Source organism: Ramlibacter sp. GCM10027632 (assembly GCF_042675325.1).
In the GTDB taxonomy this organism is placed as follows: domain Bacteria; phylum Pseudomonadota; class Gammaproteobacteria; order Burkholderiales; family Burkholderiaceae_C; genus Ramlibacter.
Map to the genome: position 1 here is coordinate 214478 of NZ_JBHTGW010000003.1, position 17442 is coordinate 231919.

Consider the following 17442-nt stretch of genomic DNA (forward strand, 5'->3'; position numbering starts at 1 on the left):
ACGAACATCTCGTTGTTTGCTTATCCGGCGCATTGAATGAAGCGGCGCCCGCCAGGCTCGGGGGCTGCCTGCGCGCGCGGGCCTCACAGCAGCGGCCGCAGCTCCCGGGCCGCGTCCTGCAGCACCGGCAGCAGGTCGCGGCGCAGCGCCCCGCCCTCGGCGCGCTGGGCGCCGGCCACCACGTTCAGCGCGGCGACGGTGCGGCCCCGGGCATCCCGCAGCGGCACGGCCAGGGCGTAGACGCCGAGTTCGTGCGACTGCGCCGCCTCGCTGAAGTCCTGCGCCCGCACCGCCTCGATCTCCGCGCGGAAGGCCTTGGGCTCGGTCACGGTGTGGGCGGTCAGGCGGGCCAGGGAGCGGCCCTTGAGCCAGGCGGTGAACTGGGCCTTGGGCAGGGCCGCCAGCAGCACCCGGCCGGTGGACGTGGCATGGGCCGGCAGACGCGCGCCCAGGTGCACGCCATAGGCCAGCACCCGGGTCGGCCCGCCCCGGGCGACGATGACCACCTCGTCGTCGTCCAGCAGCGCCGCCGAGAAGGACTCGCCGGTCTGCGCCGCCAGCCGGTTCAGGGTCGGCTGCAGGGCCCGCGGCAGGCGGGACGAGGCCATGTAGCTGCCGGAGAAGCGCAGCACCTTGGGCGCCAGCCAGAAATGGCTGCCGTCGGTCTCGAGGTAGCCCAGGTGGGCCAGCGTGAGCAGGTGGCGGCGCGCCGCGGCCCGCGGGATGCCGGCGCGCTCGGCGGCCAGCGTGGCGTTGAGCCGCTGGCGCTCGGTGTCGAAGCTTTCCAGCACCGCCATGCCCCGGGCGATGCCCTCGATGAAATCCGCCTTCGCGATCGCCATGCCCGGCCCTCCATGTCCTTTGCACGATCATCGTGCAAACGGGGCAATGATCGCACAACACCTCGGGATGCGGCGCCGGAAGGCGGCGCGGCGTGCCTACAGTAGCGGGTTCCAAGGAGACATCACCATGCGCACCCAGGTTGCCATCATCGGCGCGGGCCCGTCGGGCCTGCTTCTCGGCCAGCTGCTTCACAAGGCCGGCATCGACAACATCATCCTCGAGCGCCAGACCGGCGAGTACGTGCTGGGCCGCATCCGCGCCGGCATCCTCGAGCAGGTCACCGTGGACCTGGTGCGCGAGGCCGGCGTGGCCGCGCGCATGGACAGGGAAGGCATCATCCACCACAGCATCGAGCTGGTGTTCGGCGGCAAGCGCCACCCCATCGACGTGCACGGCCTCACCGGCGGCAAGGTGGTGACCGCCTACGGCCAGACCGAGCTGACCCACGACCTGATGGACGCCCGCGCCGCCGCCGGCCTGACCACGGTCTACGAGGCCAGCGACGTGCAGCTGCACGACTTCGACGGCGCCAGCCCGAAGGTCACCTACAGGAAGGACGGCCAGTCGTTCACGCTGGAGTGCGATTTCATCGCCGGCTGCGACGGCTTCCACGGCGTCGCGCGCGCCTCGGTCAAGGACCGCGTCACCGAGTACGAGAAGGTCTACCCCTTCGGCTGGCTGGGCCTGCTGGCCGACACCCCGCCGGTGTCGCCGCACGCCATCGTCTACGGCAACAGCGAGCGCGGCTTCTCCCTGTGCTCCATGCGCAGCATGACCCGCTCGCGCTACTACGTGCAGGTGCCGCTGACGGACAAGGTCGAGGACTGGAGCGACGAGCGCTTCTGGAACGAGCTGAAGTCCCGCGTCGACCCCGAGCTGGCCGCGAAGATCGTCACCGGCCCGAGCATCGAGAAGAGCATCGCGCCCCTGCGCAGCTTCGTGGCCGAGCCGCTGCGATTCGGCAAGCTGTTCCTGGCGGGCGACGCCGGCCACATCGTGCCGCCCACCGGCGCCAAGGGCCTGAACCTGGCCGCCACCGACGTGAAGTACCTCTCCGGCGCCTTCATCGAGTACTACAAGGACAAGAGCGCGCAGGGCATCGACACCTACTCCGAGCGCTGCCTCAAGCGCATCTGGAAGGCCGAGCGCTTCTCCTGGTGGATGACGAAGCTGATGCACCACTTCCCCGAGGACTCGCCGATCGACCGCAAGCTTCAGGAAGCCGAACTCGCTTACCTGGTGAACTCGAAGGCGCTGTCCACCGCGATGGCCGAGAACTACGTCGGCCTGCCGCTGTGAGGCGGGCGGCGGCCTCGCCTCTGTCAAGGCGATGACGGTCACGGCGCGCCGGCTTTGGTAGCCTGCGCGCCATGACCGCTTCCGCCCTGCCCCCGCGTCCCCTCGCGGGCCTGCGAATCCTCAGCCTCGCCCTGAACCTGCCGGGCCCCGCCGCCCTGATGCGGGCGCGCGCACTGGGGGCCGAGTGCACCAAGCTCGAGCCGCCCGCCGGCGACCCGATGCGGCACTACAGCCCGCAGGCCTACGCCGACCTGCACGCGGGCGTGACCGTCCTGGCCGCCAACCTCAAGACCGGCGAGGGCCAGGCCCTGCTGCACGAGCACCTGGCCCGCAGCGACCTGCTCCTCACCTCCTTCCGCCCCTCGGCCCTGGCGCGCCTGGGCCTGGGGTGGGAGGCGCTGCACGCGCGCCATCCGGGCGTGAGCCATGTGTCCATCGTGGGCGCGCGGGGTGAAGCCGCCGAGGTGCCGGGGCACGACCTGACCTACCAGGCCGAGCACGGGCTGGTCACCGGCCTGGCGCTGCCGGCGACGCTGTACGCCGACATGGGCGGCTCGCTGATGGCGATGGAGGCGATCCTGCAGGCGGCGCTGGCACGCGGCGGCGAGGGCCGCGCGTTCGAGGTCGGGCTGGCCGAGGCGGCGGAGTACCTCGCCCTGCCGCGCCGCTGGGGCCTGACCACCGCGGGCGCCACCATCGGCGGCGGACACGCGGGCTACCAGGTCTACGCCTGCGCCGACGGCCGCGTGGCGGTGGCGGCCCTGGAGCCGCATTTCGCGAAGGCGCTGTGCGAGGCGGCGGGCCTCACGGCCGACGACCCGCAGGCGATGGCATTGCCGGCCACCCGCGAGGCGCTGGCGGCGTTCTTCGCCGGCCGCACCCGCGCCGAGCTCGAGGCGCTCGCGCACCGGCACGACCTGCCGCTGCACACCCTGCCGGCCTGAGGCTGCCGGCCCGGACTTCAGCGCGGCTTGCGCGGCGCGCCGGCGCGCGGCTTGGCTGCGCCGGTGACCCGCGGCGGCAGGCCGGTGTGCTGGGTCAGCACCTGGCCCTTGCGCGGGGCGGCGCGCGCCGTGGTGCCGGGCGCCGGCCGGGCCTGGGCCGGCTGCGCGGAGGCCGAAGCCGCCGAGGACGGCGTGGAGTTCTTGCGGCGCGCGCTCTGGTAGCTGCCGTCCGTGGCCGGCTGGTAGCTGGGGATCAGGTGGTGCTTGCCGTTGCCGATCAGGTCGGCACGGCCCATGGCCTTGAGCGCCTCGCGCAGCAGCGGCCAGTTGTTCGGGTCGTGGTACCGCAGGAAGGCCTTGTGCAGGCGGCGACGGCGCTCGCCGCGCACCACATCCACCGCGTCCTCCTCGCGCAGCGCGCGGTGCACCTTGCGCAGCGTGTTGCGGCCCGAGTGGTACATGGCGGTGGCGGTGGCCATGGGGCTGGGGTAGAACGTCTGCACCTGGTCGGCGCGGAAGCCGTTCTTCTTCAGCCACAGGGCCAGGTTCATCATGTCCTCGTCGCTGGTGCCCGGGTGCGCCGCGATGAAGTACGGGATCAGGAACTGCTTCTTGCCCGCCTCGGCCGAGAACTTCTCGAACATCGACTTGAAGCGGTCATAGGTGCCGATGCCCGGCTTCATCATCTTGGACAGCGGGCCCTGCTCGGTGTGCTCGGGCGCGATCTTGAGGTAGCCGCCCACGTGGTGCTGCACCAGCTCCTTCACGTACTCGGGCGACTGCACCGCCAGGTCGTAGCGCAGGCCGGAGCCGATCAGGATCTTCTTGATGCCCTTGAGGCTGCGGGCGCGGCGGTACATGTGCACCAGCGGGCCGTGGTCCGTGGTGAGGTTCTGGCAGATGCCGGGGAACACGCAGCTGGGCTTGCGGCAGGCCGCCTCGATCTCCGGGGTGCGGCAGCCCAGGCGGTACATGTTGGCGGTGGGGCCGCCGAGGTCGGAGATGATGCCGGTGAAGCCCGCCACCTTGTCGCGGATCTCCTCGATCTCGTGGATCACCGAGTCCTCGCTGCGGCTCTGGATGATGCGGCCCTCGTGCTCGGTGATGGAGCAGAAGGTGCAGCCGCCGAAGCAGCCGCGCATGATGTTCACGCTGAAGCGGATCATCTCCCAGGCCGGGATCTTGGTCGCGCCGTCGTGGCTGCCGTTCTCGTCGGCGTAGGCGGGGTGCGGGCTGCGCGCATAGGGCAGGCCGAAGACATGGTCCATTTCCGCCGTGGTCAGCGGGATCGGCGGCGGGTTGATCCAGACGTCGCGGCCGTCATGGGCCTGGACCAGGGCGCGGGCGTTGCCGGGGTTGGTCTCCAGGTGCAGCACGCGGTTGGCGTGGGCATAGAGCACCGGGTCGGACTTGACCTGCTCGTACGACGGCAGCCGGATCACCGTGCGATCGCGCGGCGGCAGGCGGTGCTTGCCCGCGAGGGCGGGGTTCGCCACGAAGGTCAGGGGCTGCACGCCGGCGCCCTGCGGGTCGCCGCCCTCCTCCTTCGCGCACGACTTGCCCTGCGACTTCGCCTGGTCGGCAATGGTCATATAGGGGTTGATGTGCTCGTCGACGCGGCCGGGCTGATCCACTTCGGTGGAGTCGATCTCGAACCAGCCCTCGGGCGTCTCCCGGCGCACGAAGGCGGTGCCGCGCACGTCGGTGATCTGCGAGACCGGCTCGCGCGCGGCCAGGCGGTGGGCGACCTCGACGATGGCGCGCTCGGCGTTCCCGAACAGCAGCAGGTCGCACTTGGCGTCCACCACGATGGAGCGGCGCACCTTGTCCTGCCAGTAGTCGTAGTGGGCGATGCGGCGCAGGCTGCCCTCGATGCCGCCGACCACGATGGGCACGTCGTTCCAGGCCTCGCGGCACCGCTGCGAGTAGACGACGGCGGCGCGGTCGGGGCGCTTGCCGCCGACGTCGCCGGGGGTGTAGGCGTCGTCGCTGCGGATCTTCCGGTCGGCGGTGTACCGGTTGATCATGGAATCCATGTTGCCCGCGGTCACCCCGAAGAACAGGTTGGGCTTGCCCAGGACCTTGAACGGGTCGGCGCTTTGCCAGTCGGGCTGGGCGATGATGCCCACGCGGAAGCCCTGCGCCTCCAGCGTGCGGCCGATCACCGCCATGCCGAAGCTGGGGTGGTCCACGTAGGCATCGCCGGTGACGAGGATGATGTCGCAGCTGTCCCAGCCCAGCTGGGTCATCTCCTCCCGGGACATCGGCAGGAAGGGGGCCGTGCCGAAGCGCGCCGCCCAGTACTTGCGGTAGCTGGTGATCGGCTTGGCGGCGCGCGGGAACAGGGAGACGTCGAGAGGGGCGTTCATTCGGGGGGAGGTGGGGTCCGGCGCGCGCAAGCGGCGCGGCGGACCCGTGATTTTACCGGCGGGCCCCTGCCCCCACGGCGCCTGGGGCCGGCGTCAGGGCGCCAGCCGCAGCTGGCCGCGAATTTCGCCGGGCGGGTGGGCCGCGGTGTGCAGGTTCACGTAGTAGAGCCCGGCGAGCAGGTCGCCGGCCTGGGTGGGGTTGAGGGTGGCGGTGCCGCTGAGGGAGCCGTCGGCGGCGGGCGAGAACGGCACCACCACCGGGGCGTTGGCGCCGGGGCCGGCCGGACCGTGGATGTGGGCGCCGATCACCGGCCCGGACAGGCCGCTGTAGGTCACCTTGTAGGTCAGCACCCGGGTGTCCTTGTCGAAGCGCACTTCGGCCGTGCCGGTGCCCGGGCGGGTGTTCGGCGGCACTTCCTGGGCGCCGCTGAGGGAGGCGGTGAGCATCACCGCCTGCGCGCCCATGGCCCGGTGCATCCCGCCGCCGTAACCGGGCTGGCCCGCCGCGTGGCCATGGTGGTGGCCCATGGTGTGGCCGGCGCAGGCCGCCAGGCCCAGGGCCGACGCCGCAGCGGCGGCCACGAGGAGGGAACGAGTCACAACGCGAGAGGAGATCATGGCTGCACCTTTCTTGCCGGTCGGGCCGCGATGATGTCACGCGCCGCGACCGGCACGCAACCGCCTCAGCGCGCGGACTGCGAGTTGGCGATCAGCCTGTCGACGAGGGCGCCGAGCTGGCGGCGCTCGGCGGCGCTGAGGCAGCCGAAGACATCCTCGTTGCGCTGCGCGAGCACGCGCACGACGCGGCTCCAGGTGCGGCGCCCGGCGCCGGTGAGCGTGAGGACGACGCCGCGGGCATCGTCCCGGCAGGCGGCCTTGCGCACCAGCCCGCGCTCGCTCAGGGACTGGGCGGCGCGGCTGGCGGGTCCCTTGTGCAGGTTGGCATGCCGGGCCAGTTCGACCACCGACAGCGGCGCGAACCGCCCCACGGCGGCCAGGCAGCGCGCCTCGCCATGCGGCAGGTCCAGGGCGTCGGCCAGGGCATCGCCGGTGTCCTTCTCGGTCAGCTTGCCCAGGCGGTGCAGCCGCCACGTGAGCAGGTTCTCGGGCGCCAGGGCGTTGTCGGCAGCGGAAGGCATCGGGCGGGTCTCCTAGGGTGTGACGGCGGCAGGCAGGCCGGCCGCGGTGTCGCGCCAGCGGGGCCGGGCCCCAGGCCCGGCCGGCGGGACGGGCGCCAGCCAGGCTTGCGCCAGGCCGTCGCCCAGGAATTTCCCGGTCAGCAGGCCGGCATCGGGCCGGGCCTGGATCTCGTCGCGCAGGAGGGCGTAGGCCGGCGCGGACAGCACCAGCACGCCCGGGCCCGCGCCCGCGGTGGCCACGCGCGCCTGCCGGGCCTCGCCGCCCAGGAGGGTGCGCTCCCAGGCGCCCAGGCCGCGGAAGCGGGCCACCACGCAGGGGGCATGGTGCAGCCCCAGCCGAGCCTCGCGGCCCTCGGGGCGGGCCTGCAAAGCCAGCGCGGTGCGCAGGGCGGCGAGCGGGTGGTCGAACAGCAGGGCGGCCTCGGTGCGGCCATAGGCATCCAGCGCGCCGCCGCCGGCGGCGGCGAGGTCGGCGAGGCCGTCGAGGAAGGCCTGGCGCGCCGCGGCCTCGCCATTGAGCGGCGCGGCGTCGACCACCAGCAGCGTGGCGGCCTGGCAGCTGAAGCCGATGGTGGCCGCGCCCGCGCCATGGAACAACTGGTGCCAGGCCGTGGGCGACAGGTGCCGCGACAGCCGCTCGCCCAGGGCCTCCAGGTGCCGGGCCTGGCGCACCTCGCGGGCATGGCCCTCGACGCGGCGCACCACTTCCAGCGGGTCGACCGGCTTGGTCAGGTAGTCCACCGCGCCCAGGTCGCGGCCCAGGCGCTGCTGGTCCTCGCCGTCCAGGCTGGTGAGGAAGGCGACGGGGATGCCGGCGGTGGCGGGCTGCTGGCGCAGCCGGCGCAGGACCTCGTAGCCGTCCATGTCCGGCATGACGATGTCCAGCAGCACCAGGTCCAGGTCGGGCGCGGAGGCGGCCAGGGCCAGGGCCTCACGGCCGCTGCCGGCCTGCAGCACCTCGAAGCGGCCCTCGAAGAGGCGGGCCATGAGGTACAGGCTGTCGGGCGTGTCGTCCACGACCAGCAGCCGCGGCATTCGCGGCGGCACGGTCTCGGGGAACGCGGATTCGACGGCATCGTCCATGGTCCGCCGGATCAGACCACGGGCGGCGCCTTCCGCGCCTAGGGCACTGGCGCGGCCGGCTTAGGCCAAATCCCTAAGCGCGGCACGCCCCGAGCCCGGCGCGGCCGCCCGGCGCGAGGCATCAGGCATCAGGCACGCTGCGCGCCCTGCGAGCCCTGCTGGCCCGGACGCTCCCAGCCTTCCAGCCGCCACTGGCCGACGCGGTCCTCCAGACTCACGGCGCCCGCGTGCTCCATCACGTCGACCGCGTGGCGGGCCTCGTCGGCATCGCGCGCCTGCACCAGCAGCAGGCAGGTCCCCCGGCGCAAGGCCTCGGCATAGATGCCGGACTCGTCCGTGTGGCTCTCGAACAGGTTGGCGAAGAAGCTGCCGATGGACTCGAACACTCCCTGCTCGCGGTAGCCCGGCTTGCCGGGCCGCGGCTGCGACGGCCCGGCATGGGCCCGGAAGGCGGCGCCCGGCTCGGGCTGGAAGTGGATCTGGTCGCGCGGGATGCCGGCCTCGACGAGGCGCTCCGTGGCCAGGCGCGCGTTGGAGAGGTGGTCGAAGGTGGCGACGACGTTCTGCATGGCAATGGACTCCTCTGGGGTCGGTGCCCCAGTTCAACCTAGTCCGCCCCCCGCGCGGCCGCTGTCGGACACAGCCGCATTCGACGCCCTTTGCAAAGCACACCGCCGGTTGCCCCGGGCCGCGCCCGGCGGTGGCCCAATGGACGGCGACCGGCCGGCTGCGGCCGCTGCCGGCAAGGAGACCCCCATGCAACTGGACATCTACTGCCGGCCCGAGGCCGGCCAACGCGTTTCCTACCTGGCCGTGCCCGCGGGGCGGCCGATCCCACCCGAGGCCACCAGCACCGAGTGGCAGCAGCAGGCCCGTGCCCGCGAGCTGGACGAGGACGCGCCCGCGTTCGAGGAGTACGGCATCGACGCGCCGGGGCCGCAGCTGCGGGAAAAGGGCTACGCCATCACCGGGCTGGCGCGCCAGCCGCGGATGCCCGCCGAGGCGCAGGGACAGGCCTGAGCGCCGCGCGCAGGCCGGCCGCGCCGGGCTGAAGCGGCCGGGCCGGCCCGGTCCCGGGACCGCTCAGCCCGCTCGGTCCGCTCAGTCCAGCGAGATCTTCTGGTCGCGAATCAGCTTGTGCCAGCGGCGCGCCTCGGCGCGATTGAGGTCGGCGTACTGCTGCGGCGTGCTGCCCACCGGCTCGATGCCGAAGTCCACCAGCTTCTGGCGCACGGCAGGCTGCTGGATCGCCGCCGCGACCTGCCTCTGCAGCGCGCCCACCACGTCGGCCGGGGTGCCGGCGGGGGCCACCACGCCGACCTGCGCCGCGGCTTCCACGCCCTTGAAGCCGAGCTCGGCGAAGGTCGGGACATCGGGCAACTGCGCCAGGCGCGTGGCGTTGGCCACGGCCAGGGGGCGCACCTTGCCGCCCTTGATGAAGCCGGCGCCGGCGGCCAGGTCCACCATCATCGCGCCGACCTGGCCGCCGGCCAGGTCCGTCAGCGCCGGGGCGGCGCCGCGGTACGGGATGTGGACCATGTGCAGGCCGGCATTGACCTTGAGCAGCTCCATCGCCAGGTGGTGCGGGCTGCCCGCACCGGCGGAACCGTAGTTGATGCGGCCCGGGGCGGCCTTGGCCTTGGCGATGAAGTCGCGGGCGTCCTTCGCGTCCGAGCTGGGGCCGACCACCAGGATCATCGGGAAGCGGCCCATCAGGGTGACCGGCACCAGGTCCTTCTCGGGGTCGTACGAGAGCTTGGCGTACAGCGCCGGGTTGAACACCATGGTGCCGTTGTCGGCCGACATGACGGTGTAGCCGTCGGCCGCCGAGCGCGCCACCTCGGAGGCGGCGATGGCGGTGTTGCCGCCCGGCTTGTTGTCCACCAGCACGGACTGGCCGACCTGCGCCGACAGCTGCTGGCCGATGGTGCGCGCCAGGAAGTCCGAGCCGCCACCCGCCGGATAGGGCACGACCCAGCGGATCGGCTTGGCCGGGTAGTTCTGGGCATGGGCAGGCAGGGCGGCAGCGGCAACGGCGAGCGCAGCGATCAGGCCGGCGGCGTGGCGACGATTCAGCATCGGAGGACTCCTGGAAACAGGGGAGGACAGGGAAAGGCCGAACAGGCAGAATTCGCAATCATATTACGCATAGCGTAAATAAAGCCACACCGGATCTCTCCCAGTACCCATGCGAACCACGCCCCCGACGCCCGCCGCCGACCGCCGCCAGCGGGTCCAATCCGCCGAGACCGGCATGGTCATCCTCAAGTCCCTCGCCCGGCTGGGCGGGGCGGCCAGCCTCACCGCCATCGCGCAGGACGTGGAGGAAAGCGCCTCCAAGGTCCACCGCTACCTCTCCAGCCTCAGCCAGGAGGGGCTGGTGGCCCAGAACCCGGCCACGCAGCAGTACCACCTCGGGCCGGAGTGCATCCGCATCGGCCTGGCCGCCCTGCGCCAGTGCGACCCGGTGCGCATGGGCGAAGGCGCCCTGCTGCGGCTGCGCGAGTCCCTGCAGGTCACCAGCTTCATCGCGGTGCTCGGCAACCTGGGACCGACCGTGCTGCGCATCGAGGAACCCTCGCTACCCGTGACGGTCAACATGCGCGCCGGCTCGGTCCTGCCCGTCCTGTGGTCGGCCACTGGCCAGGTCTTCCTGGCCTTCCGGGACGACGCCGACATGCAGGCCAAGGCCGAGTCGGAGTACGCCACCGGCACGCCCGAGCAGCGCTCCCACCTGGACGCGCGCGACCCGATCGCCCCGCTGCGCCGCGCGATCCGCCAGCGCGGCTGCGCCATCGTCAACGACACCATGCTGCCGGGCATCAGCGCGGTCGCCGCGCCGATCTTCGACGCCCGCGGCCAGGTCTGCGCCGTGATCGCGGCGCTGGGCGCCAGCAACGGCTTCGATGCCCGCCCCGACGGCCGGATCTGTCCCCTGGTCATGCGCGAGGCGGCGGAGATCAGCGCCGCGATGGGCTTCGAGGCGCGTTGACGGTCGCCCTGCGACCGTGCAGGGCCTCACTTGATCATTTACGCATTGCGTAATAGTATTCCGCACTTTCCGCGCCGCCCCCCTCGCATGAACGCCATTCCCGCCCCGGCCACCGGCCGCTGCCCCGTCGACCACCAGGCCCTCGCCGGCCTGGCCGCCCCCAATGGCTGCCCGGTGAGCGCGAACGCAGCCGCCTTCAACCCGTTCGAGCCGGCCTACATGCAGGCGCCGGGCGAGTACCTGCGCTGGGCGCGCGAGCAGGAGCCGGTGTTCTGGAGCCCGCAACTGGGCTACTGGGTGGTGACGCGCTACGAGGACGTGAAGGCGGTGTTCCGCGACAACCTGCTGTTCTCCCCGGCCATCGCGCTGGAGAAGATCACGCCGGCCACGCCGCAGGTGATGGAGATCCTGCAGTCCTACGGCTTCGCGATGAACCGCACCATGGTCAACGAGGACGAGCCGGACCACATGGAGCGCCGCCGCCTGCTGATGGACGCCTTCCTGCCCGAGCGCCTGGTGGGCTACGAGCCCATGGTGCGGGCCCTGGCGCGCCAGTACATGGACCGCTTCATCGACAACGGCCGCGCCGACCTGGTGGGCGAGATGTTCTACGAGATCCCGCTGAACATCGCGCTGAAGTTCCTGGGCGTGCCCGACGACGGCGCCGAGCAGCTGCGGCAGTTCGCGGTGGCCCACACGCTGAACACCTGGGGCCGCCCCACGCCGCAGGAGCAGCTGGAGATCGCGCACAACGTCGGCCGCTTCTGGCAGACCGCGCAGGGCATCCTCGACGGGATGATGGCCCAGCCCGACGGCGAAGGCTGGATGTACGAGACCATCCGCCAGTACCGCAAGCACCCGGGCATCGTCACCCTGTCCTACCTGCGCTCGATGATGATGGCGATCCTGGCCGCGGCCCACGAGACCACCTCCAACGCCACGGCCAACGCGTTCATGACGCTGCTGTCGCACCGCCAGGCCTGGGAGGACATCTGCGCCAACCCGGCGCTGATCCCCAACGCCGTCGAGGAGTGCCTGCGCGTGGCCGGCTCCATCATCGCGTGGCGCCGCGTCGCCACCGCCGATGCCACCGTCGGCGGCGTCGCCATCCCCAAGGGCGGCAAGCTGCTGATCGTGCAGGCCTCGGCCAACTTCGACCCGCGCCACTTCGAGAATCCCGACGAGGTGGACGTCTACCGCGAGAGCGCGGTCGAACACCTCACCTTCGGCTACGGCGCCCACCAGTGCATGGGCAAGAACATCGGCCGCATGCAGATGCGCGTGTTCCTCGAGGAGTTCGCCCGGCGCCTGCCGCACATGCGCCTGGTCGAGGGCCAGGCGCCCGACTTCCTGCCGAACACCTCGTTCCGCGGCCCCGCCTCGCTGTGGGTGGAGTGGGACCCGGCGAAGAACCCCGAGCGCGCCGACCCGGCCGCGATGAAGGCGCCCAGCGCCTTCTACATCGGCCCGCCGGCCAAGGACACCATCACCCGCACGGTGGTCGTGCGCGAGAGGCACCGCGAGGGCGAGGACCTGGTCCGCCTGGTGCTCGCCGACCCGGCCGGCGCCGCCCTGCCCGCCTGGACCGCCGGCGCCCATGCCGACCTGATCGCCGGCGGCTTCCGCCGCAAGTACTCCCTGTGCGGGCCGGCGGATGCGCGCGGCACGCTGCAGGTGGTGATCCAGCGCGAGGAAGGCGGACGCGGCGGCTCGCGCCATTTCTGCGACGCGCTCGCGCCCGGCGACACGCTGCAGCTCGCCGGCCCCAAGAACCTGTTCCGCCTGGACGAGACCGGCAGCCGCTTCGTGCTCATCGCCGGCGGCATCGGCATCACGCCCATGCTCGCCATGGCCGACCGCCTCAAGCGCCTGGGCAAGCCCTACGAGATCCACTACGCCGGCCGCTCCCGCGACCGGATGGCGCTGCTGTCCCGCCTGGAGCAGGACCATGCGGACCGCCTCACGCTCTACCTCAAGGCCGATGGCCGGCGCATGGCGCTGCCCGCGATCCTCGCGCAGGTCGACGCCGGCACCCGGGTCTACGCCTGCGGGCCCGACCGGCTGATCACCGAGCTCGAGGCGATGAGCGAGGCCTGGCCCGAGGGCGTGCTGCGCTTCGAGCATTTCCACGCCGAGGGCTCGGCGCTGGACCCGGCCAGGGAGCACGCCTTCACCGCCACGCTGAAGGACTCGGGCGTCGAGGTCGCGGTGCGCGCCGACCAGACCCTGCTGCAGGCCCTGCAGGCCGCCGGCTTCGACGTGCCCTGCGACTGCGGCGAGGGCCTGTGCGGCACCTGCGAGGTGGGCGTCGTCGAGGGCGCGGTGGACCACCGCGACAAGGTGCTCACCAAGTCCGAGCGCGCCGCCAACGACCGCTTGCTGGCCTGCTGCTCGCGGGCCGCCGGCCAGGCCATCGTCCTGGCCCTCTGATTTTTTCCAAGGAGAAGGAGATAGACATGTTGATCCAGAAGATCCACCACGTGGCCTACCGCTGCAAGGACGCCAAGGAGACGGTGGAGTGGTACGAGAAGCACCTGGGCATGAACTTCGTGCTGGCGATCGCCGAGAACGAGGTGCCCTCGACCAAGCAGCCCGACCCGTACATGCACATCTTCCTGGATGCGGGCAACGGCAACATCCTGGCGTTCTTCGAGCTGCCGGGCCAGCCGGAGATGGGCCGCGACCCCAACACCCCGGCGTGGGTGCAGCACCTGGCGCTGAAGGTCGACAGCCTGGAGACGCTGCTGGCCACCAAGGCCAGGCTGGAGGCCGCGGGCATCGAGGTGCTCGGCCCGACCAACCACACGATCTTCAAGAGCATCTACTTCTTCGACCCCAACGGCCACCGCCTGGAGCTGGCGGCCGACGTGGGCACGCCCGAGATGCTGCAAAAGCTGGACGCGTGCAAGCGCGAGATGCTCGAGGAGTGGAGCCGCACCAAGCGCGCGCCCAAGCACGCCGCGTGGATGCATGATGGCTCGCACGCCTGAGGGAGCCGGCAGTCCCATGAGCCTGTTGAACGAGACCCACGACCCGGCGCTGCGCAGCTGGGTGGCCAGCGCGAATGCGCCTGGCGGCGACTTCCCGATCCAGAACCTGCCTTTTGCGGTGTTCCGCCGCGCCGGCGAGCCCTGGCGCGGCGGCGTGGCCATCGGCGATGCGATCGTCGACCTGGCCGCCGTGGCGAAGGCGGGCGTGTTCACCGGCCCGGCCGGCGAGGCGGCGCAGGCCGGCGCGCAGGACAAGCTCAACGCCCTGATGGCGCTGGGCCCGCGGGCCTGGGGCGCATTGCGCCTGGCGCTGTCGCGGGCGCTGCGCGAGGGCGCGCCGCAGCAGGCCGCCCTGGCCGCCTGCCTGGTGCCGCAAAAGGACGTGGCCTACGACGTGCCCGCGCGCATCGGCGACTACACCGACTTCTACACCTCGGTCCACCACGCCACCAACATCGGCCGCCAGTTCCGGCCGGACCAGCCGCTGCTGCCCAATTACAAGTGGGTGCCCATCGGCTACCACGGGCGGGCCTCGAGCATCGGCATCTCCGGCGAGTCCTTCCACCGGCCGGTGGGCCAGACGATGCCGCCGGGCGCGAGCGCGCCGGTGTTCGGCCCGTGCAAGCGGCTGGACATCGAGCTGGAGATGGGCGTGTTCATCGGCCCGGGCAATGCCAAGGGCGAGGCCATCCCCATGCAGCAGGCCGAGGACCATGTGTTCGGCATGTGCCTGTTCAACGACTGGTCGGCGCGCGACATCCAGGGCTGGGAGTACCAGCCGCTCGGCCCGTTCCTGTCCAAGAACTTCGGCAGCACGATCTCGCCGTGGGTGGTGACGATGGCGGCACTGGCGCCGTTCCGCGTGCCGTTCACGCGGCCCGAGGGCGACCCGCAGCCGCTGCCGTACCTGGACAGCGAGGCCAACCGCGCCCAGGGCGCGCTGGACATCCAGCTGCAGGTGCTGCTGCAGACTCCGCGCATGCGCGCACAGGGCGACGCCGGCGCGAGCATCTGCCGCACCAGCTACCGCCATGCCTATTGGACGGTGGCCCAGATGGTGGCCCACCACACGGTGGGCGGCTGCAACCTGCAGCCGGGTGACCTGTTCGGCACCGGCACGCTGTCGGGCCCGACGCTGGACCAGGCCGCGGCGCTGATCGAGCTGACGGTGGGCGGCAAGCAGCCGCTGCAGCTGCCCGGCGGCGAGACCCGCACCTGGCTGGAGGACGGCGACGCCGTGACCCTGCGCGGCTGGTGCGAGAAGCCCGGCGCCGCGCGCATCGGCTTCGGCGACTGCACCGGCACCGTGCTGCCCGCGCGCGAGGCCTGAGGCCTGGGACGGGCGGGCCCGTCCGGGACACCCTAGCATCGGGGGGTCCATGGCCGCCCTGCTCCCGCCTGCACCTGAACCCGCCGCCGCACCCGCCGCCGAGCCCGGCCTGACCGTGGCCGTGCGGACCCTGTGCGGCTTCACCGCCCGCGCGGGGGACCTGGACCTGCGCTTCACCCCCTCGCCCACCGGGCTCCAGGGCCTCCTGGGCCACCAACTGGTCGCGGGCCGCCGGCCGGCGAGCTACCAGGCCGAGATCCCGCTGCAGTCCGACTGGGGCCCGCTGCGGGTCCGCGGCCGCGCGGACGGCTTCGACCCGGTGGCCGGGCGCCTCGAGGAGGTCAAGACCCACCGCGGCGACCTCGCCCGCCAGCCCGCCAACCACCGCGCCCTGCACTGGGCCCAGGCCAGGGTCTACGGCGCGATGCTCTGCGAGGCCCGCGGCCTGCCCGCCCTCACCCTGGCCCTGGTCTACCTGGACCTGGGCAGCGGCGAGGAAACGGTGATCGAGGAGGCCCACGACGCCGCCTCGCTGCGCGCCTTCTTCGAGGCCCAGTGCCGGGCCTATGTCGCGTGGGCCCGCCAGGAGGCTGCCCACCGCGCCGCCCGCGACGCCGCGCTCGCGCAATTGCCCTTTCCCCACGCCGCGTTCCGCCCCGGCCAGCGCGAGCTCGCCGAGGCCGTGTGGCGCGCGGCGCGCCAGGGCCGCAGCCTGATGGCGCAGGCCCCCACCGGCATCGGCAAGACCGTCGGCACCCTGTTCCCCCTGCTGCGGGCGCTGCCGGCCCAGGGGCTGGACCGCGTCTTCTTCCTCGCCGCCAAGACCCCGGGCCGCCAGCTCGCGCTCGACGCCCTGGCCCGCCTGCGCACGCCCCAGGGCCTGCCGCTGCGGGTACTGGAACTCACCGCCCGCGAGAAGGCCTGCGAGCACCCGGACAAGGCCTGCCACGGCGAGTCCTGCCCGCTGGCCCAGGGCTTCTACGACCGCCTGCCGGCCGCCCGCGCCCAGGCGCTCGCGGCCGGCACCGCCGACCAGGCCACGCTGCGCGAGGTCGCCCGCGCGCACGCGGTCTGTCCCTACTGGCTCTCGCACGAGCTGGCCCGCTGGGCCGACGTGGTGGTGGGCGACTACCACTACGTCTACGACACCAGCGCCCTGCTCCACGCGCTGGCGCAGGACCAGGCGTGGCGGGTGGCGGTGCTGGTGGACGAAGCCCACAACCTCCTCGAGCGGGCGCGCGGCATGTACACCGCCACGCTGCACGAGCTGCAGCTGCGGGGCCTGCGCAAGCGGGCCCCGGCGGCCCTGGCCAAGCCGCTGGACAAGCTGGCCCGCGCCTGGCGCGAGGCGGTCCGCGACCAGGCCTGCGACTACGTCGCCAGCGACGCGCTGCCCGATCGCCTGGTGAAGGCCCTGCAGCTGGCCGCAGCGGCGATCTCGGACCACCTGGCCGAGACGCCTCCCGGCGCGCCGGATGCCGCCGCCGCCGACCTGCAGCAGTTCCTCTTCGATGCCCTGGCCTTCACCCGGCTGGCCGAGACCTTCGGGCCGCACTCGGTGTTCGACATCACACGCGCGGCCGGAGGCGGGATCGGCCGCGGCAAGCCCGCCACCGTGCTGTGCATCCGCAACCTCCTGCCCGCGCCGCACCTGGCGCCGCGCTTCGCCGCCGCCCATGCCACGGTGCTGTTCTCCGCCACCCTCGGCCCGCCGGCGTTCTGCCGCGACACGCTGGGCCTGCCCGCCGACACGGTGTGGGTCGAGGTGGACTCGCCCTTCGAGGCCCACCAGCTCGAGGTGCGCCTGGCGCCGCGCATCTCCACCCGCTGGGCCGACCGGGCCCGCTCGGTCGGCCCGATCGCCGACCTCATCGCGCGCCAGTACGCCGAGCGCCCGGGCAACTACCTGGCCTTCTTCAGCAGCTACGAGTACCTGGGCGCGGTGGCGGCCCGCCTCGCGCAGGACCACCCCGGGGTGCCGCAGTGGCAGCAGTCGGCCGGAATGCGCGAGGAGGCGCGGCGCGAGTTCGTCGCCCGCTTCGAGCCCGGCGGGCGCGGCGTGGGCTTCGCGGTCCTGGGCGGCAGCTTCGGCGAGGGCATCGACCTGCCCGGCGACCGGCTGGTGGGCGCCTTCGTCGCCACCCTCGGCCTGCCCCAGGTCAATCCGGTGAACGAGCTGCTGCGGGGCCGCCTGCAGGCCGCCTTCGGCCAGGGCTTCGACTACGCCTACCTCTACCCGGGCCTGCGCAAGGTGGTGCAGGCCGCCGGCCGCGTGATCCGCACCCGGGAGGACCGCGGCGTGGTCTGGCTGATCGACGACCGCTTCTGCCGCCCCGAAGTGCGCGCCATGCTGCCGCGCTGGTGGCGGCCGCAGGTGGCCGGCTGAGCCTCAGAACTCGGGTTATTACGGATTCGGCGACAATTCGGCGCTTTTTTGCCTGAATCCCGATCCC

General features: G+C 72.6%; 15 protein-coding genes. 8 read left to right on the plus strand and 7 right to left on the minus strand.

The genetic code is table 11. The features are described from left to right. Nucleotides 1-83: 83 nt before the first annotated feature. Complete coding sequence (locus ACFQZY_RS06995) at nucleotides 84-842, minus strand: IclR family transcriptional regulator C-terminal domain-containing protein (RefSeq protein WP_377414340.1); 759 nt, start codon at nucleotides 840-842, stop codon at nucleotides 84-86. 127 nt (nucleotides 843-969) lie between these two features. On the opposite strand from ACFQZY_RS06995, the gene pobA reads away from it, so the two are divergent. Together pobA and ACFQZY_RS07005 are read left to right on the plus strand one after the other, a co-directional pair. Further along, entirely contained in the window at nucleotides 970-2142 is a 1173-nt protein-coding gene (gene pobA / locus ACFQZY_RS07000) for a 4-hydroxybenzoate 3-monooxygenase (RefSeq protein ID WP_377414342.1), read from the plus strand. 71 nt (nucleotides 2143-2213) lie between these two features. Next, nucleotides 2214-3086, plus strand: coding sequence for a CoA transferase (locus ACFQZY_RS07005; RefSeq protein ID WP_377414344.1), 873 nt, complete (start codon nucleotides 2214-2216; stop codon nucleotides 3084-3086). 17 nt (nucleotides 3087-3103) lie between these two features. Here the strand turns inward: ACFQZY_RS07005 and ACFQZY_RS07010 are convergent, their stop codons facing one another. The 5 genes from ACFQZY_RS07010 to ACFQZY_RS07030 all read right to left on the minus strand — a co-directional run bounded on the left by ACFQZY_RS07010 (nucleotide 3104) and on the right by ACFQZY_RS07030 (nucleotide 8246). Then, nucleotides 3104-5455, minus strand: a complete 2352-nt coding sequence (locus ACFQZY_RS07010; RefSeq protein WP_377414346.1) for a YgiQ family radical SAM protein — start codon at nucleotides 5453-5455, stop codon at nucleotides 3104-3106. A 93-nt stretch (nucleotides 5456-5548) separates the two neighbouring features. Continuing rightward, entirely contained in the window at nucleotides 5549-6055 is a 507-nt protein-coding gene (locus tag ACFQZY_RS07015) for a CHRD domain-containing protein (RefSeq protein ID WP_377414348.1), read from the minus strand. 83 nt (nucleotides 6056-6138) lie between these two features. Further along, nucleotides 6139-6594 carry a MarR family winged helix-turn-helix transcriptional regulator gene (locus ACFQZY_RS07020; RefSeq protein WP_377414350.1) on the minus strand — a complete coding sequence of 152 codons (456 nt, stop codon included), beginning with the start codon at nucleotides 6592-6594 and terminating at the stop codon, nucleotides 6139-6141. A 12-nt stretch (nucleotides 6595-6606) separates the two neighbouring features. After that, entirely contained in the window at nucleotides 6607-7677 is a 1071-nt protein-coding gene (locus tag ACFQZY_RS07025) for a two-component system response regulator (protein ID WP_377414352.1), read from the minus strand. Nucleotides 7678-7805: 128 nt separating this feature from the next. Next, nucleotides 7806-8246 carry a hypothetical protein gene (locus tag ACFQZY_RS07030; RefSeq protein WP_377414355.1) on the minus strand — a complete coding sequence of 147 codons (441 nt, stop codon included), beginning with the start codon at nucleotides 8244-8246 and terminating at the stop codon, nucleotides 7806-7808. A gap of 187 nt (nucleotides 8247-8433) precedes the next feature. Between ACFQZY_RS07030 and ACFQZY_RS07035 the strand changes: the two genes are divergently transcribed. Continuing rightward, entirely contained in the window at nucleotides 8434-8697 is a 264-nt protein-coding gene (locus ACFQZY_RS07035; protein ID WP_377414357.1) for a DUF6139 family protein, read from the plus strand. Nucleotides 8698-8778: 81 nt separating this feature from the next. Here ACFQZY_RS07035 and ACFQZY_RS07040 read toward each other — a convergent pair whose 3' ends face one another. Next, nucleotides 8779-9756 (minus strand): Bug family tripartite tricarboxylate transporter substrate binding protein, encoded by a 978-nt coding sequence (locus tag ACFQZY_RS07040; RefSeq protein ID WP_377414359.1) that lies wholly within the window; start codon nucleotides 9754-9756, stop codon nucleotides 8779-8781. Nucleotides 9757-9865: 109 nt separating this feature from the next. On the opposite strand from ACFQZY_RS07040, the gene ACFQZY_RS07045 reads away from it, so the two are divergent. From ACFQZY_RS07045 to ACFQZY_RS07065, 5 genes are all read left to right on the plus strand, one after another. Beyond that, on the plus strand, nucleotides 9866-10669 hold the full coding sequence (locus tag ACFQZY_RS07045; protein WP_377414361.1) for an IclR family transcriptional regulator: 804 nt from the start codon (nucleotides 9866-9868) through the stop codon (nucleotides 10667-10669). An 87-nt stretch (nucleotides 10670-10756) separates the two neighbouring features. Continuing rightward, nucleotides 10757-13099, plus strand: coding sequence for a cytochrome P450/oxidoreductase (locus tag ACFQZY_RS07050; protein WP_377414364.1), 2343 nt, complete (start codon nucleotides 10757-10759; stop codon nucleotides 13097-13099). 26 nt (nucleotides 13100-13125) lie between these two features. Then, nucleotides 13126-13659, plus strand: coding sequence for a VOC family protein (locus tag ACFQZY_RS07055; protein WP_377414366.1), 534 nt, complete (start codon nucleotides 13126-13128; stop codon nucleotides 13657-13659). A gap of 16 nt (nucleotides 13660-13675) precedes the next feature. Further along, a complete protein-coding gene (gene fahA / locus ACFQZY_RS07060; RefSeq protein ID WP_377414368.1) occupies nucleotides 13676-14989 on the plus strand; it encodes a fumarylacetoacetase in 1314 nt (437 codons plus the stop codon). A gap of 49 nt (nucleotides 14990-15038) precedes the next feature. Then, nucleotides 15039-17375 carry an ATP-dependent DNA helicase gene (locus ACFQZY_RS07065; protein WP_377414370.1) on the plus strand — a complete coding sequence of 779 codons (2337 nt, stop codon included), beginning with the start codon at nucleotides 15039-15041 and terminating at the stop codon, nucleotides 17373-17375. The last annotated feature ends 67 nt before the right edge of the window (nucleotides 17376-17442 follow it).

What these genes read in the sequence shown, in the direction of transcription:
- ACFQZY_RS06995 (WP_377414340.1), bottom strand. Translation starts at nt 842, where the DNA reads ATGGCGATCGCGAAGGCGGATTTCATCGAGGGCATCGCCCGGGGCATG.
- pobA (WP_377414342.1), top strand. Translation starts at nt 970, where the DNA reads ATGCGCACCCAGGTTGCCATCATCGGCGCGGGCCCGTCGGGCCTGCTT.
- ACFQZY_RS07050 (WP_377414364.1), top strand. Translation starts at nt 10,757, where the DNA reads ATGAACGCCATTCCCGCCCCGGCCACCGGCCGCTGCCCCGTCGACCAC.
- ACFQZY_RS07040 (WP_377414359.1), bottom strand. Translation starts at nt 9,756, where the DNA reads ATGCTGAATCGTCGCCACGCCGCCGGCCTGATCGCTGCGCTCGCCGTT.
- ACFQZY_RS07030 (WP_377414355.1), bottom strand. Translation starts at nt 8,246, where the DNA reads ATGCAGAACGTCGTCGCCACCTTCGACCACCTCTCCAACGCGCGCCTG.
- fahA (WP_377414368.1), top strand. Translation starts at nt 13,676, where the DNA reads ATGAGCCTGTTGAACGAGACCCACGACCCGGCGCTGCGCAGCTGGGTG.
- ACFQZY_RS07035 (WP_377414357.1), top strand. Translation starts at nt 8,434, where the DNA reads ATGCAACTGGACATCTACTGCCGGCCCGAGGCCGGCCAACGCGTTTCC.
- ACFQZY_RS07020 (WP_377414350.1), bottom strand. Translation starts at nt 6,594, where the DNA reads ATGCCTTCCGCTGCCGACAACGCCCTGGCGCCCGAGAACCTGCTCACG.
- ACFQZY_RS07045 (WP_377414361.1), top strand. Translation starts at nt 9,866, where the DNA reads ATGCGAACCACGCCCCCGACGCCCGCCGCCGACCGCCGCCAGCGGGTC.
- ACFQZY_RS07065 (WP_377414370.1), top strand. Translation starts at nt 15,039, where the DNA reads ATGGCCGCCCTGCTCCCGCCTGCACCTGAACCCGCCGCCGCACCCGCC.
- ACFQZY_RS07010 (WP_377414346.1), bottom strand. Translation starts at nt 5,455, where the DNA reads ATGAACGCCCCTCTCGACGTCTCCCTGTTCCCGCGCGCCGCCAAGCCG.
- ACFQZY_RS07005 (WP_377414344.1), top strand. Translation starts at nt 2,214, where the DNA reads ATGACCGCTTCCGCCCTGCCCCCGCGTCCCCTCGCGGGCCTGCGAATC.
- ACFQZY_RS07055 (WP_377414366.1), top strand. Translation starts at nt 13,126, where the DNA reads ATGTTGATCCAGAAGATCCACCACGTGGCCTACCGCTGCAAGGACGCC.
- ACFQZY_RS07025 (WP_377414352.1), bottom strand. Translation starts at nt 7,677, where the DNA reads ATGGACGATGCCGTCGAATCCGCGTTCCCCGAGACCGTGCCGCCGCGA.